We start from the raw sequence: 13,794 nt of genomic DNA on the forward strand, positions 1-13,794 counted from the left end.
GGGAGGTGACGGGGCACCGGCCGCGCCTCGGGCCCGCCCACCGGTGACCGGCGCCCGGCGCGGACCGGCCCGAGACTACGACGCCGAGAAGTCGATCTCCCGCAGGGCGCGCGCGGCACCCCGGTCGAGTACCACGGCCGACGCACAGCCGGCCGGCGGCCGCCCCGCCCTGAGCAGCTGCCCGCGCAGCCGGGCGGCCGCGCCCCGGTGCCGGGCGAAGGCGTAGCGCGAGACCCACCGGCCGCGCCGCCGCTGGCCCGCCCGGGCCTCCTGCGGGTCCACGTCGAGCAGCAGCAGGTGCACCCGGCGCCCCTGCCGGGCGGCGGCCCGGACCAGCCAGGACCGGACGAAGGGCAGCGTGCCGCAGTCGTGCACGGCCAGCGGCCCGCCGTCCAGCACCGCCCGGCGCAGCCGGCCGTAGTGCGCCAGCCGGGCCAGCGGCCGGTACAGCGCGTACGGGAGGCGGCCGGGCAGCCGGGACGCGTACTCCTCGCGGACCAGCTGGGAGTCGACCAGCGGGGCGCGGACACTGCGGCGCATCAGGGTGCTCTTGCCGCTTCCGGGCAGCCCGGTGACGACCAGCAGGTCGTCGGCGGGGTAGCGCAGCACGGCCGGGCCGGGGCCGCGCAGCTCGTGCACGCCGGCGCGGACCGTCCGGCCGTGGGCAGCGCGGTCCACGGCAGCACTGCTCTCGGCAGTGCGGTCCTCGGCAGTGCGGTCCTCGGCAGCGCGGGGCGGCGGCACCCGTGGCACCGCCGCCCGCGGTATTCGTGTCCCCGTCACCGGCCCTCCGCCCCCGCTTCCACTCGCGTTCCCTGCCACGAGCATGGCGTATGACCAAGAACGAGTAAAGACCCGTGGTCAGGGCGGGTATGAGGGCCTCGGTGGAGGCGGGGAGAGGCCCAGCGGGTCGCTCCCCAGCGGAATCGGGTCTCAGCTGCTGGCAGGATGGCCGAATGGACGACGCCACCGCCCCCACCCGGGCCGACGAGGTCAGCCATCGTGCGGCCTGCCCGTCGGCGGTGAGCGAGGCGCTCAAGCGGCTCGCCGCAGCCACACGCCACGACACCGCAGAGTTCGAGCAGGCGCTGTTCGGCCTGGCGCTGCTGTGCGCGGAGGCACCTGTTGAGGCTCTGGAACTCCTCGTCGCGGCTACGGCGGCACAGGATCCGATGCTGCGGCGCGCAGGGATCGAAGGCCTCGGCATCTTCGGCCCCGATGCTGTGGCGCACGCGCCGATCATCACCACCGCGCTCTCCGACCCGGATCCCGATGTGCGGGAGGCGGCGCAGGTTTCCCTCGAAGCCGTGCTCAGGCGGAACGAGCCCGACGAGGAACTCCGCGCCGCCGTTCGCCGGGCAGTCGAGCAGGTCGAGCAGGTCGAATAACGGCAGCTGGGAGATGTTGACTCCGGCGCGGTAGCGGGCGGCTATCGCGCGGAACTTGCCGTCCAGTACTCGGTCCGGTCCGGTGTCGTGCGCGGACGGCCGGTGCCGGCGCGCGCGCTCCGGGTGGCGTCACGGACCCGGCCGAAGGTGGTGGCGTCGCGTCGTCCCGGACCTGGACGTGCTCGAGGAGCTTCGCCCAGGTCCCGTCCGTTTCCCAGCGGGCGAACCGCTCGTAGACGGCCTAGCCGAGCTGCGGGGCCACCTGTGCGGCGACCAGCTCCAGGTGGTCGAGGTCACTCAGGTCGAGCACCTGGAGGTAGACCCGCTCACTGCCGACGGCCGCGTACCGGCCGAGCTTCTCCACCACCTCGCCCGGGGTGCCGGCCAGGCCGTTCTCCTTGAGCTCGGCCACCTCGCGGCCGATCACGGCGGCCCGACGGGCCACCTCGGCGTCGTCCCGGCCGACGCAGAGCACCAGGGCGTTGGAGTACACCAGGTCGTCGGCCGAGCGTCCGACCTGCTCGACGGCCGCCCGGACCCGGCCGAACTGGGCGGCGGTGTCGTCCAGCGAGGCGAACGGCAGGTTGAACTCGTCGGCGAAGCGGGCGGCCAGCGCCGGGGTTCGCTTCGGGCCCGAACCGCCGACCAGCACCGGAATGCGCTCCTGGGCGGGCTTGGGCAGCGCGGGCGAGTCGGTGAGGGTGTAGTACTCCCCGGCGAAGTCGAAGGTGTCACCGAGCTTGGTCCGCCACAGCCCGGTGATGATCTCCAGCTGCTCCTCCAGCCGCCCGAACTTCTCCTTCGGGAACGGGATGCCGTACGCGGCGTGCTCGGCCTCGTACCAGCCGGCGCCGAGGCCGAACTCCACCCGGCCGCCGCTCATCGCGTCGACCTGGGCCACCTGGATCGCCGTGACGCCCGGCAGCCGGAAGGTGGCGGCCGTCATCAGGGTGCCGAGCCGGATGGTGCTGGTGTCACGGGCCAGGCCGGCCAGCGTGATCCAGGCGTCGGTGGGGCCGGGCAGGCCGTCCACGTCGCCCATCTTGAGGTAGTGGTCGGAACGGAAGAAGGCGCTGAACACGCCGAGTTCCTCGGCGGTGCGGGCGACCTTGAGGAGGGTGTCGTAGCTCGCGCCCTGCTGGGGCTCGGTGAAGATGCGGAGATCCATGCGGGCCATTCTGGTACGGATCACCCGCTCGGGAACGCAGGGAATCGGCCATGCCACGGAACGTTCCGAAGGTGGCCAAGGTCTCAACACGGAACCGTCACGTCCCGGCTCGCCACCACGGCGCCTCGCCTACCGTGGACGGATGTTCGCGACCCCCGACGAGTCCTTCCGGCACTCCCCCGACGAGCCGGCCGGCTGCCCGCTGCCGGGCATCGTGGCCGCTTTCACGCCCCGGCTGGCCGAGTTCGCCTTCGAGCCCGGTTTCGTCGCGGCCGTCGACCAGCACGCGGCGATGCTGCGCGAGCTGCTGTACGCGCAGGGACCGGAGCTCGCGCCCCGGCCGCTGGACCGTGAGGAACTGTCGGACTACGCGCTCGGCTTCCTGGACGCGCTCACCGAGATCGGCTGGCGGGAGCCGGTCGGCTACGACTACGCCGTGACCAGGCTGACGGCGATCTGCTGGCTGGTGCGCAACCAGGGCCTGCTGGAGGTCTGATCCGAGGGGCGGAGGAGCGGAGGGGGCGACGCGGGCGGAGGGCGGGATCGGTGGACCCGCTCCGCCGATCCCGCTCCGCCGATGCCGGTCTGCCAATCCCGGACAGCGGAATCGCGGGTCGTGGGGGAAATATGCAGACCGGTCCACTGATGGCGACAGAAATAGGTAGACCGGTCTACAGGGCCTCTCGCTGAGCCCTGCAGACCGGTCTACCTATCTCGCATTGAGCCCGATGGATATGTAGACCGGTCTAGAGATCTCCCGTCAGGCCGGGTGGCCAGGTAGACCGGAGGAACCGGGTAGCCCCAGGGGACCGGGTAGACCGGGTAGACACCGGGGGCCGGGTAAACCGGAAGGGGAAATCGAGGGGAACCGGGTGGGCCGGGTGGACCGGGTGGACCGAAAAGGCCAGGTAGACCGGTCTACCGATTCTCACCCGGGTCGATCCCCGGCACCGGCGGGTTGCCCGGGCCGGTCTGGGTGGTCGGCCGGATCGGCTGGTTGGCCAGCGCGTCCGAGCGGCCGGCCTGGTAGGCGGTGCCGCGCAGCCGGGCGGTCTCCTGCTCCGCGCTGTCCAGCCACCGCTCCCAGCGCTGCCGCATCGGCATGATCAGGCCGCCGCCGACGCCGACCACCAGCACCCCGGTGACGGTGGCCAGCGCCGCGATCAGCACCGGTCCGGTGATCGCGGTCGCGATCCCGGCCTGGCCGAGCGCCGCGATCACCCCGAGCCCCACGATGAACGCCCAGGCCACCGTGGAGACGGTGCGCCCGTACGAGGCGCCCGACAGCGCGTTGCCAACGATGTCGCGCACGCCGTTGGCGATGGCCATCGCCACCACCACGATCGCGACCGCGACGATGCCCCTGGGCAGCCAGGCGACGATGCTGTGGATCATCACGCTGATCGGGTTCGGCCCGAAGACGCCGAAGGCCAGCTGGAGCGCCATCAGCAGGACCGCGTAGTAGACGATCTTGCAGATGATGCCGGTCATGTCGTACTTGGAACCGCTCAGGTACCGGGCCATCCCGGCCCGTGCGGCGACCTTCTCGGAGCCCACGCGGCGCAGCACGCGGTCCAGGATCCGGGCGATCGCCTTGGCCACGAACCAGCCGATGGCCAGGATCACCAGGAAGGCGATGAACTGCGGGACGACCTTGGCGATCTTGCCCCAGGCCTGGGTGAAACCCGACCCGAAGTCGACGGAGAGTGCGAGCTGCTGAGCCACGAAGTCCTCCACTCGGTGACACCGCGCCACGAGCGGCGCAGGCGACCCCCCTTTGTGGATAGCAGCACCCCGCCCCGGCCGCGCGCGCCGGAGTGTCCGGGATGGTTCCGTCGGGTGAACGGTCCCGCCATCCGCACGCGTACAGTGGCGGTCCGGGCCGACGGCGGCGGGGACGGGGGCCACGGACTACGGATCCACGATGACGGGGCGGGACGGAGCTGGACTGTGCTGGACGGTGCGAAGGTGAGCGGTGGCGGTGCGGGCTCGGACGCCACCGCAGGCGAAGGTACGGGCACGGGCACGGGCACGGGCGCAGGTACGAGTAACGGTCCGGGCTCCGGTCCGGGGACCGGTCCGGGTAGCGCGCACCGGGCGCTGCGCTGGCAGGTGCGGCCCCCGGCGGCCAGGGCCGCCGTCCTGGTCCTGCACGGCGGTGAGGAGCACAACCTCGCCCGGCCCCGCCGGCTCAACCTCCCGCTGCTGCGGATGCACGGCTTCCTGCGCGCCCTGGCCCGGGAGACCGCGGGTCACGGCGTCGCCGTCGCCACCGTCCGCTACCGCCACCGCGGCTGGAACGGCGCCCGCGCCGACGCCGCCCGGGACGCGTCCGCCGCGCTCGACGACCTGACGGCCGCGCTCGGCCCGGTGCCCACCGTCCTGGTCGGCCACTCCATGGGCGGCCGCGCCGCGCTGCGGGTCGGTGGCCACCCGTCCGTCACCGGCCTGGTCGCCCTCGCCCCCTGGTGCCCGGCCTCCGACCCCTGCGAGCAGCTCGCCGACCGCGACGTCCTGTTGCTGCACGGCGACCGCGACACCGTCACCCTGCCCGTCGACACCCGCGCCTTCGCGGCCCGCAGCCGCGCCGCCGGCGCCCGCGTCTGCGGCTACACCGTCACCGGCAGCGGCCACGCCATGCTCCAGCGCATCCCCGACTGGCACCGCGCCACCACCCGCCTCACCACCGCCCTCCTCGGCCTCCGCCCTCTCCCGGCCGAGACCGCCTCAGCGCTGGCCCTCCCGCCCACCTCCCCCGAGGCCCTCGCTCTCCCGCTCCCCCGCCAGCCCCGCACCGCCACCCCCTGACGCCGACGCCCGCAGGGGCCCTGCCGGCCGATGCCGGACCTCCCCTCCTCACGGTGCGGGAGCACCGCCGCTGCGCCGCGCCCCGAAGTTGCGCCGCGCCCCCGAAGTTGCTCCGCGCCCCCCGAAGTTGCTCCACGCCCCGCCGTTGCGAGTGGGACGAGACGGCCTGCGGCAGGCGGGCGGTCAGGCCGTCGGCAGCGGCTGAGGAGCCGCGGGGCCGGTGTAGCGGGCGGCCGGGCGGATGATCTTGGGGTCGGCGGCCTGCTCCAGGATGTTGGCACTCCAGCCGATCGCCCGGGCCGCGGCGAACGTGGGCGTGAACATCTCCCTCGGCAGGCCGCAGAGGTGCATCACCACACCGGCGTAGAACTCCACGTTGGTGTGCAGTTCGCGCCCCGGCTTCAGCTCGGCCAGGATCGCCTCGACCCGGGCCTCCACCTGGACGGCGAGGTCGACGAGTTCACCGCCGAAGGATTCGGCGACGCCGCGCAGCATGCGGGACCGCGGGTCCTCGGTGCGGTAGACGGCGTGGCCGAAGCCCATGATCCGGTCGCCGGCCAGTACGTGCTCGCGGATCCAGCCGTCGATCCGGTCCGGGGTGCCGATCGCGTCCAGTGTGTCCAGGGCCCGGCTGGGCGCGCCGCCGTGCAGTGGCCCGGAGAGCGCGCCGAGCCCGCCGACCAGGCAGGCGACGAGGTCGGCCCCGGTGGAGGCGATCACCCGGGCGGTGAAGGTGGAGGCGTTGAAGCCGTGGTCCACCGTGGAGATCAGGTACTGCTCGATCGCCCGGGCCTCGGCGGGCCCGGGCTCCTCGCCGGTCAGCATGTAGAGGTAGTTGGCCGCGTAGCCGAGGTCGTCGCGCGGTTCCACCGGTTGCCGGCCCTGCTGCAGTCGGTGCAGCGCGGTCAGGACGGTGGGCACCAGCGCGGTGGCGAACAGCGCGTCCTCGATCCGCTGCTCGGGCGTGGTGTCGTAGAGGGGGCGGATGCCGCGGTCGGCGGCGGCGACCGAGAGCGCGGCGCCCAGGGTGGCGAGCGGGCCGCCGTGCGCGGTGCCCGCCGCCAGCGCGGGCAGGAGCGGGCGCAGTGCGTCCGGCAGGCGGCGCAGTGGGGTGGTGCGGGCGAGGAATGCGGCGCGGCCGGCTGCGTCCGGCAGTTCGCCGAGGAGCATCAGGTGCCAGACGTCCTCCAGGGTGCGCTGTTCGGCGAGGTCGATCGCCGAGTACTGGCGGTAGCGGTAGAAGCCCTCCAGGCCGCGGACGTCGCCGAGTTCGGTCTCGGTGACCACGACGCCCTTGAGGCCGCGGGGGACCTCGATCTCGGTGGTGCTCGGCATGGCTGTGGCCCTTCTCGTGGATCTTCCCGGCTGCGTGCTTCCGGCGACGTTCTGTACTCTCCGACCGTTGATCCATGTTGTCAATGTTGATTGAAATCAATGTGTAATACTGTGGATCGTCAAGGCGCGGAGGCGCCACAGGACGACGAGGGCGGACGATGGCCGAACGCTTGACCACCCAGCAGGTCGCCGAGCAGCTCGGCGTGAAGGTGGAGACGGTGTACGCCTACGCCAGCCGCGGGCAGCTCAGCAGCGAGCGGGCTCCGGGAGGCAAGGGCAGCACCTTCGACGCCCGCGAGGTCGCCGAGCTGGCCACCCGCGGCCGTCGCGCGCCGGTGCGACCGGTGGCGGCAGCGCCGTCGGGCGCCGAACCGGGGTGGGGGACCGAACCGGTCGGGGTCCGGACCGGGCTGACCCTGATCGAGAACGGCCGGCTCTACTACCGCGGCCGCGACGCCGTCGAGCTGGCCGCCGAACACGGCTTCGAGGCCGGGATCGGCTGGTTCTGGGGGCTGGGCACCGAAGCGCCGGTGGAGCTGCGGGTACCGCCGGCCACTGCCGAGGCGCTGGCCCGTGCCGCCTCCACGCTGCCCGACGGGATCCGGCTGCCCGACCGGCTCCGGATCGCGGTCACCGTCGCCGCCACGCTCGACCCGCTCCGCTTCGACCTGCGCGAACAGACCGTCCGGGCGGCCGGGGCGGCTCTGATCGCCGGGATGGTGGAGGCCCTGCCGCGCACCGCGCCCGACCCCGGGCCCGACGCCCCGCTGGCCGCGCGGCTGTGGAGCCGGCTGGCGACCGCCGCCGCCGCGCCCGGGGAGCTGGCCTGCCTGGACCGGGCCCTGGTGCTGCTGATCGACCACGAACTGGCGGTCTCCACCGTGGCGGCGCGGGTGGCCGCCTCGGCGCGGGCGCATCCGTACGCGGTGGTCTCCGCCGGACTGGGTGCCACCGACGGCCCCCTGCACGGCGCGGCCAGCCCACTGGCGCACCGGATGCTCGCCGAGGTACTGGCCGACGGCGCGGTGCCCGTGGTCTCCGACTACCTGCGCACCGGCCGACCGATCCCGGGGCTCGGCCACCGGCTCTACCCGGACGGCGACCCCCGGGCGGTCGCCCTGCTCGACGCGGTCCGTCGACTCGACGGCGGAGCGGAGGTGGTGGCGGCGGTCGCCGCGGTGGAGGCGGCCGCGGGCCCGGCCGGCCGGCCCGCCCAGCGGGCCAACATCGACCTGGCGCTGGCCGCCATGGCACTGACCGCCGGACTGCCCGCGGAGGCCGGCGAGGTGGTCTTCGCCGTGGCCCGCACCCCCGGCTGGCTGGCCCACGCGATGGAGGAGTACCGCGAGGAGCCCCTGCGGATGCGGGCCCGGGCCACCTACACCGGACCGCGCCCGCAGGGCGCCGAGGCGGACTCCGGGACGGACTACGGGGCTGGCTCCGCGCTCAGTCGATGAAGTCCTCGCCGCTGTCAGGGGGTGGTGGCCGGCGCTCGCTCCCCACCGTGTTCGCCCAGGTCAGTCGCCTTGGGGGCCACAAACCGGTTCCGGTGCTCTCACGGGTCTCTCATCGCGGCGGGCCAGAATGCACGCCGCAGGGAATGGGCGCCGCGGAGTGGACGCCGCAGGAATGAACGCCGCGGCGGTGGACGCCGTCCACCGCCGAGCCGAGGGAGCACCATGGACGACACCGCCGCCCGCCCCGACGCCGCCGGCAGCGGCGACCGCCCGGACTGGCGCGTCCTGGTCGTCGACGACGAACCGGACCTGGTCGAGGTGGTCTGCGGCGCCGTCCGCTACGAGGGCTGGCAGGCCCGCGGCGCGACCACCGGCCTGGAGGCCGTCCGGGAGGCGGCGCACTGGCGGCCCCACGCCGTGGTCCTCGACGTGATGCTGCCCGACCTCGACGGACTGGAGGTGCTGCGCCGGATCCACGCCGAGCAGCCCGAGGTACGGGTGCTCTTCCTCACCGCCCGGGACGCCGTCGAGGAGCGGATCGCGGGGATCGCGGCCGGTGGTGACGACTACGTCACCAAGCCGTTCAGCCTGGCCGAGGTGGTGGTCCGGCTGCGCGGGCTGCTGCGCCGGGCCGCTCCGACGGACGGGCCGCGCCGGCCGCCCGCGCACGCCCTGGTGCTCGGCGACCTCGTCCTGGACGACCGGGCCCGCGAGGTGACCAGGGACGGCGAGACCGTCGAGCTCAGCCCGACCGAGTACGCGCTGCTCGCCCACCTGATGCGCCACCCCCGGCAGGTGCTCAGCAAGGCGCAGATCCTGGACGCGGTCTGGTCGTACGACTTCGGCGGGCAGGCACACATCGTGGAGCTGTACATCAGCTATCTGCGCAAGAAGCTGGACGCGGGCCGCAGCCCGATGATCCACACCGTCCGGGGCGCGGGCTACCTGATCAAGGCCGCGCAATGAGGCGGGCCGCCGCACGGGCCGTGCGGGCCCTGCGGAAGCTGCTGCCCCGTACGCTCCGAGCGCGCCTGATCGCCGGACTGCTGGTGCTGCTGGTGGTCACCTGCGCCGCCGTCGGCTTCGCCACCGCCGCCGCCCTGCGGCACTTCCTGGTCGACCGCCTGGACCAGCAGCTCGCCGAGGCCGGCGGCCGCTACGCCGCCAGCCTGGAGCACACCGGCACCGGCGCCGGCCCGGACACCCGGGCCCAGACCCCCGGCACCCTGGGCGTCCGGCTGCTCGGGGGCCGGGTCACCGCCGCCGGGGTGGTCGACGGGGACGCCGACGACGTCGACAACCCGGACGACGCGGACGACCGGGTCACCTTCACGCCCGACGAACAGCACCGCCTGGCCGCCCTGCCACCGGGCGGCCCGGCCCGCACCCTGGACCTCGGCGGCACCCTGGGCCACTACCGGGTCCGGGCGGTGGCAGGCCGGGACGGCGACGTGCTGGTCAGCGGGCTGCCGATGGGCCCGGCCGAGGACACCGTGACACGGCTGGAGACCCTGGAGCTGACCGTCTTCGCGATCGCCGTCGCCGCGGCCGGCGGGGCCGGGGCGGTCTGGGTCGGCTGGTCGCTGCGCCCGCTGCGCCGGGTGGTCGGCATGGCCGAGCGGGTGAGCGCGCTGCCGCTCGCCAGCGGCGCGGTGATGCTCGCCGAGCGGGTCCCGGACGACGACCCGCGCACCGAGGTCGGCCGGGTCGGCGCGGCGCTCAACCGGATGCTCGGCCACGTCGGCGACGCGCTGGCCCGCCGGCACGCGGTCGAGGAGCGGCTGCGTGGCTTCGCCGCCGACGCCAGCCACGAACTGCGCACCCCGGTCGCCGCCGTCCGCGGCCATGCCGAACTGGCGCTGCGCCACCCGGGCCAGGTGCCCGGCGAGGTGCGGCACTCGCTGGAGCGGATCGACGCCGAGGCGCTGCGGATGGGCGCGATCGTCGAGGACCTGCTGCTGCTCGCCCGGCTGGACGCGGGCCGCCCACTGGCCGGGGACGAGGTGGACCTCACCCGGATCGCGCTGAACGCCGTGGCCGACGCCCGGGCGGCCGGCCCCGACCACCGCTGGCGCCTGGCGCTGCCCGAGGAGCCGGTGCTGGTGCGCGGGGACGAGCACCGGCTGAGCCAGGTGGTGGCCAACCTGCTGGCCAACGCCCGTACCCACACCCCGGCGGGTACGGCGGTCGAGCTGCGCCTCGAACCCGGCGACGAGCACGTCGAGTTGAGCGTCACCGACGAGGGCCCGGGGATCCCGGAGGAGCTGCTGGAGCGGGTCTTCGAACGCTTCGTCCGGGGCGACCGGGCCCGCTCCCGGACCACCGGCTCGACCGGACTGGGCCTGGCCATCGTCCGGGCCGTGGTCCAGGCGCACGGCGGCACGGTCGAGGCGACCAGTCGGCCCGGCCGCACCACTTTCACGGTGCGGCTGCGTCAGCCCGTACGGCCGCCTCGGGCGTGACGGCCGCCTCGGGCGTGACGGCCGTCGTGGCGGTCGTGTCCGTCGTGGCCGTCGCATCCGGCACCGCCGTACGGAAGCGCCGACGGTAGTCGGTCGGCGTGGTGTCCAGCCGGCGGCGGAAGGCCCGCACCAGGGTGTCGGTGGTGCCGAACCCGCAGGCGGTGGCGATGCGTTCGAGGGTGTCGTCGCCCGACTCCAGCCGGTGGCGGGCGAGTTCGACCCGGGCCGACTCGACGTAGGCGCTCGGGGTGGTGCCGAGCTCGGACTTGAAGATCCGGACCAACTGCCGTTCGCTGAGGTGCGCGTGGGCCGCGAGCTCGGGCACGGTGAGCCGGCCGGTGAGGTTGCGCAGGACGTGGTGGCGCAGCTCCTCGATCCGCCGGGTGGTCGAGACCGGCTCCAGCGGGACGCTGAACTGGCTCTGGCCGCTGGGGCGTTTGAGGTACATCACCAGCTGGCGGGCGACCCGCAGCGCGAGCTCCTCGCCGAAGTCCTCGGCGACCAGGGCGAGCGAGAGGTCCAGGCAGGCGCTGATGCCCGCGCCCGTCCAGACCTCGCCCGCGCGGATGAAGATCGGGTCCGCGTCGACCTCGATCTGCGGGTACTCGGCGGCGAGTTGGCCCGCGGTCGACCAGTGGGTGGTGGCCCGCCTGCCGTCCAGCAGCCCGGCGGCGGCCAGCAGGTGCGCGCCGACGCACACCGAGGCGACCCGGCGCGAACGGGCCGCCAACCGGCGCACCTGCTCGACCACCTCCGGGTCGGCCAACGCCCTGACCCGCCCGGCCTGGTCGACCTCCACCGACCCGGGCACCAGCAGGGTGTCGATGCCGCCCTCGGCGGCGGCCCGGTCGAAGGTCAGGTCGGGCAGGATCCGCACCCCGGCGGCGGTGGTGACCGGCTCGGCGGTGGCGGCGGCCAGCACCACCCGGTAGCCGACCGCGTCACCGGTCTCCCGCCGGAGCAGCGCGAACACCTCGGGCGGTCCGGTGACGTCCAACAGGTCGACCCCCTCGAACAGCACGATGACGACCAGCCGCTGCGCGCTCTCCACGGGCCCTCCCCCTCTCGCTCGATCTCCGCCGACGCGGATGCGCCGCCACCGACGCCGGCGCCAACACCGCCACCGTCATCGACGCCGACGTCGGCACCCGACGCCGATGTCGGATTCTGCACGTTGGACGGCATTGCCGCCATGCCGGGCCCGCCCGTAGCGTTCCTGGGGCGGGCCGCACCACGCGTGACCTGCCCCGATACCCTCCCAGCCCCGAAGGCGGTACAGCCATGCCCGGCACCACCCCACGCACCCTCACCCCACGCACCCTCACCCTGCGCACGCTCACCGGCCTCGACGACAAGCCCGCCCGGCTCGGCGCGAGCACCCTCCTCCTGGTCGACTACCAGAACACCTACACCCGCGGCGTGATGGAGCTGACCGGCTGGCGCGAGGCCCTGGACGCGGCCGCCGGCCTGCTCGCCCGGGCCCGGGCCGAGGGCGCCACCGTCATCCACGTCGTCAACGACGGCGGCACCGGCACCCCGTACGACATCCGCGAGGAGATCGGGCGGATCCACCCGGCGGTGGCTCCGGCCGAGGGCGAGCGGGTGGTGGTGAAGCAGGCCCCGGACGCCTTCGTCGGCACCGAGCTGGGCGAACTGGTCGACGCGGCCGGCCACCAGGAGGTGGTGGTCGCCGGGTTCATGACCCACATGTGCGTCGCCTTCACCGCCGCCGGCGCCTTCCTGCGCGGCAACCGCCCCACCGTGGTCGCCGACGCCTGCGCGACCCGCCCGCTGAACTCCGGCACCGAGGAGCTCACCGCGGCCCAGGTCCACCGCGGCGCGCTCGCCACCGTCGGGGACCTGTACGGCGTGGTCGTCGAGTCGGCGGCCGAGCTGGACTGAGCGGCCCGCGGCCCGTCCGCCGACCACGCCCGCTGCTCGTCCACCGGCGTCCGCACCGGCGGGGCGCCCCGGTCCGTCACCCGGGGCACCCCGCCCGGGCGAGGCGACGACCACCGCCCCCGCCGGACCGCCGCCCCGCCGGCCCGCCGCCCCGCCGGCCCTCCGAGCCTGCCGGGCCCGAGGGCCACCGGGCAATCGATTCGGCCCTCGCCGAACGGTCTTGCGGACCGGCCGCCCACGGGGCGACGATCCTGTCCGTGCTGCGAATCATCTTCGGTGCGGACGACCTGGACCGCGTCCGGGTGGCGGAGCGTCCTGACATGTCGATGGAGCTGTCCCTCAGCGTCCACGGCCTGGTCAGCGGCCACTGCGATCCACGCTTCCAGGTGTGGCGCAACCGGCTGCGGGCGTCCTGGAACCCGCGGACCGCGCTGCTCTTCGACCTCTACACCCCCTCGGCCATCCCGGAGTTCCTCACCGTGCGCCGCGACCCCGGCGCCACCGAGAGCGCCACCGCCGAGGCGCCCGAGGAGCCGCTCCGCGACCACCTGCGATCGGTCGGCGGGACCCGGCAGTTGAGCGCCTTCGCGCGCAGCGTGGCGGCGGGCGACCGGCGGGCCCGGCGGCTGCTCGGCAACGTCACCGCCGACTACCAGACCCGCGCGATCGACCCGTACCGGCGGCAGATCGAGACCATCGTCACCACCGACCACGGCCGGCGCCGCCGGCTCGGCGAACCGGACCGGGTCCTCGCCTCGCTGCACCCGTCGGTCTCCTGGCGCCGCCCGGTGCTCAGCTTCCCGCTGGTGGGGTCCTGCCGGCACGACATCCGGCTGGACGGTCGCGGACTCCTGCTCCAGCCCTGCGTGTTCGGCCCCCGCCGCCCCGTCATCGCCCGCTTCGAGGACCCCCGGCAGCAGCCCGTCCTCCTCTACCCGGCGAGGATCGGCGGCCCCTTGCAGCCCGAGCCCGAACCCACCCCGAGCCGCAACCTCACCGCGCTGCTCGGCCAGACCCGCGCCGCCGCCCTGGAGGCCATCGCCACCCACGGCCCGTGCTCCACCAAGGACCTGGCCGGGCTGCTGGACATCTCCACGGCCTCCGCGAGTGAACACGCCACCGTCCTCGCCGACTCCGGCCTCACCACCAAGGACCGCGAGGGCCGCACCGTCACCCACCGCCCCACCCCGCTCGGCCGCGCCCTCCTCGCCGGCCACCTCCCTCCCCCGACCCGGCGTAGGGCGTCCACTGCCGCCCCCCGGGGGGCGGCAGTG

At 74.7% G+C, this 13,794-nt stretch carries 13 protein-coding genes; 8 read left to right on the plus strand and 5 right to left on the minus strand.

The annotated features are described in order from the left end of the window. Positions 1–75 precede the first annotated feature (75 nt). Positions 76–678, minus strand: a complete 603-nt coding sequence (locus AB0F71_RS17455) for an AAA family ATPase (RefSeq protein WP_360234435.1) — start codon at positions 676–678, stop codon at positions 76–78. Positions 679–956: 278 nt separating this feature from the next. Between AB0F71_RS17455 and AB0F71_RS17460 the strand changes: the two genes are divergently transcribed. After that, positions 957–1,388, plus strand: a complete 432-nt coding sequence (locus AB0F71_RS17460; protein ID WP_360234438.1) for a HEAT repeat domain-containing protein — start codon at positions 957–959, stop codon at positions 1,386–1,388. A 241-nt stretch (positions 1,389–1,629) separates the two neighbouring features. On the opposite strand, the gene AB0F71_RS17465 is transcribed toward AB0F71_RS17460, so the two are convergent. Then, a complete protein-coding gene (locus AB0F71_RS17465; protein WP_360234441.1) occupies positions 1,630–2,556 on the minus strand; it encodes an LLM class F420-dependent oxidoreductase in 927 nt (308 codons plus the stop codon). A 142-nt stretch (positions 2,557–2,698) separates the two neighbouring features. On the opposite strand from AB0F71_RS17465, the gene AB0F71_RS17470 reads away from it, so the two are divergent. After that, positions 2,699–3,052 (plus strand): DUF6401 family natural product biosynthesis protein, encoded by a 354-nt coding sequence (locus AB0F71_RS17470; RefSeq protein WP_360234444.1) that lies wholly within the window; start codon positions 2,699–2,701, stop codon positions 3,050–3,052. Positions 3,053–3,474: 422 nt separating this feature from the next. Here the strand turns inward: AB0F71_RS17470 and AB0F71_RS17475 are convergent, their stop codons facing one another. Then, complete coding sequence (locus AB0F71_RS17475) at positions 3,475–4,281, minus strand: hypothetical protein (protein WP_360234447.1); 807 nt, start codon at positions 4,279–4,281, stop codon at positions 3,475–3,477. Positions 4,282–4,668: 387 nt separating this feature from the next. Between AB0F71_RS17475 and AB0F71_RS17480 the strand changes: the two genes are divergently transcribed. Continuing rightward, complete coding sequence (locus AB0F71_RS17480) at positions 4,669–5,364, plus strand: alpha/beta fold hydrolase (RefSeq protein ID WP_360234450.1); 696 nt, start codon at positions 4,669–4,671, stop codon at positions 5,362–5,364. A 183-nt stretch (positions 5,365–5,547) separates the two neighbouring features. Here AB0F71_RS17480 and AB0F71_RS17485 read toward each other — a convergent pair whose 3' ends face one another. Beyond that, a complete protein-coding gene (locus AB0F71_RS17485; RefSeq protein WP_360234453.1) occupies positions 5,548–6,699 on the minus strand; it encodes a citrate synthase/methylcitrate synthase in 1,152 nt (383 codons plus the stop codon). Positions 6,700–6,857: 158 nt separating this feature from the next. Here AB0F71_RS17485 and AB0F71_RS17490 point away from each other — a divergent pair, with 158 nt between their 5' ends. The 3 genes from AB0F71_RS17490 (at position 6,858) to AB0F71_RS17500 (ending at position 10,618) form a co-directional block, all read left to right on the plus strand. Next, positions 6,858–8,156 carry a citrate synthase gene (locus tag AB0F71_RS17490; RefSeq protein ID WP_360234456.1) on the plus strand — a complete coding sequence of 433 codons (1,299 nt, stop codon included), beginning with the start codon at positions 6,858–6,860 and terminating at the stop codon, positions 8,154–8,156. A gap of 222 nt (positions 8,157–8,378) precedes the next feature. After that, positions 8,379–9,122, plus strand: coding sequence for a response regulator transcription factor (locus tag AB0F71_RS17495; protein WP_360234459.1), 744 nt, complete (start codon positions 8,379–8,381; stop codon positions 9,120–9,122). Continuing rightward, positions 9,119–10,618, plus strand: coding sequence for a HAMP domain-containing sensor histidine kinase (locus tag AB0F71_RS17500; protein WP_360234462.1), 1,500 nt, complete (start codon positions 9,119–9,121; stop codon positions 10,616–10,618). The genes AB0F71_RS17495 and AB0F71_RS17500 overlap by 4 nt, the downstream gene beginning before the upstream one ends. Here the strand turns inward: AB0F71_RS17500 and AB0F71_RS17505 are convergent. Then, positions 10,575–11,669, minus strand: coding sequence for a helix-turn-helix domain-containing protein (locus AB0F71_RS17505; protein ID WP_360234465.1), 1,095 nt, complete (start codon positions 11,667–11,669; stop codon positions 10,575–10,577). The two genes, AB0F71_RS17500 and AB0F71_RS17505, sit on opposite strands and share 44 nt — an antisense overlap. A 230-nt stretch (positions 11,670–11,899) precedes the next feature. Between AB0F71_RS17505 and AB0F71_RS17510 the strand changes: the two genes are divergently transcribed. Both AB0F71_RS17510 and AB0F71_RS17515 read left to right on the plus strand, forming a co-directional pair. Further along, positions 11,900–12,520 (plus strand): isochorismatase family protein, encoded by a 621-nt coding sequence (locus AB0F71_RS17510; RefSeq protein ID WP_360234468.1) that lies wholly within the window; start codon positions 11,900–11,902, stop codon positions 12,518–12,520. A 257-nt stretch (positions 12,521–12,777) separates the two neighbouring features. Continuing rightward, positions 12,778–13,794: winged helix-turn-helix domain-containing protein (locus AB0F71_RS17515; protein WP_360234471.1), on the plus strand; the 1,017-nt coding region annotated here is incomplete at its 3' end.

This window comes from Kitasatospora sp. NPDC028055 (assembly GCF_040637885.1).
In the GTDB taxonomy this organism is placed as follows: domain Bacteria; phylum Actinomycetota; class Actinomycetes; order Streptomycetales; family Streptomycetaceae; genus Kitasatospora.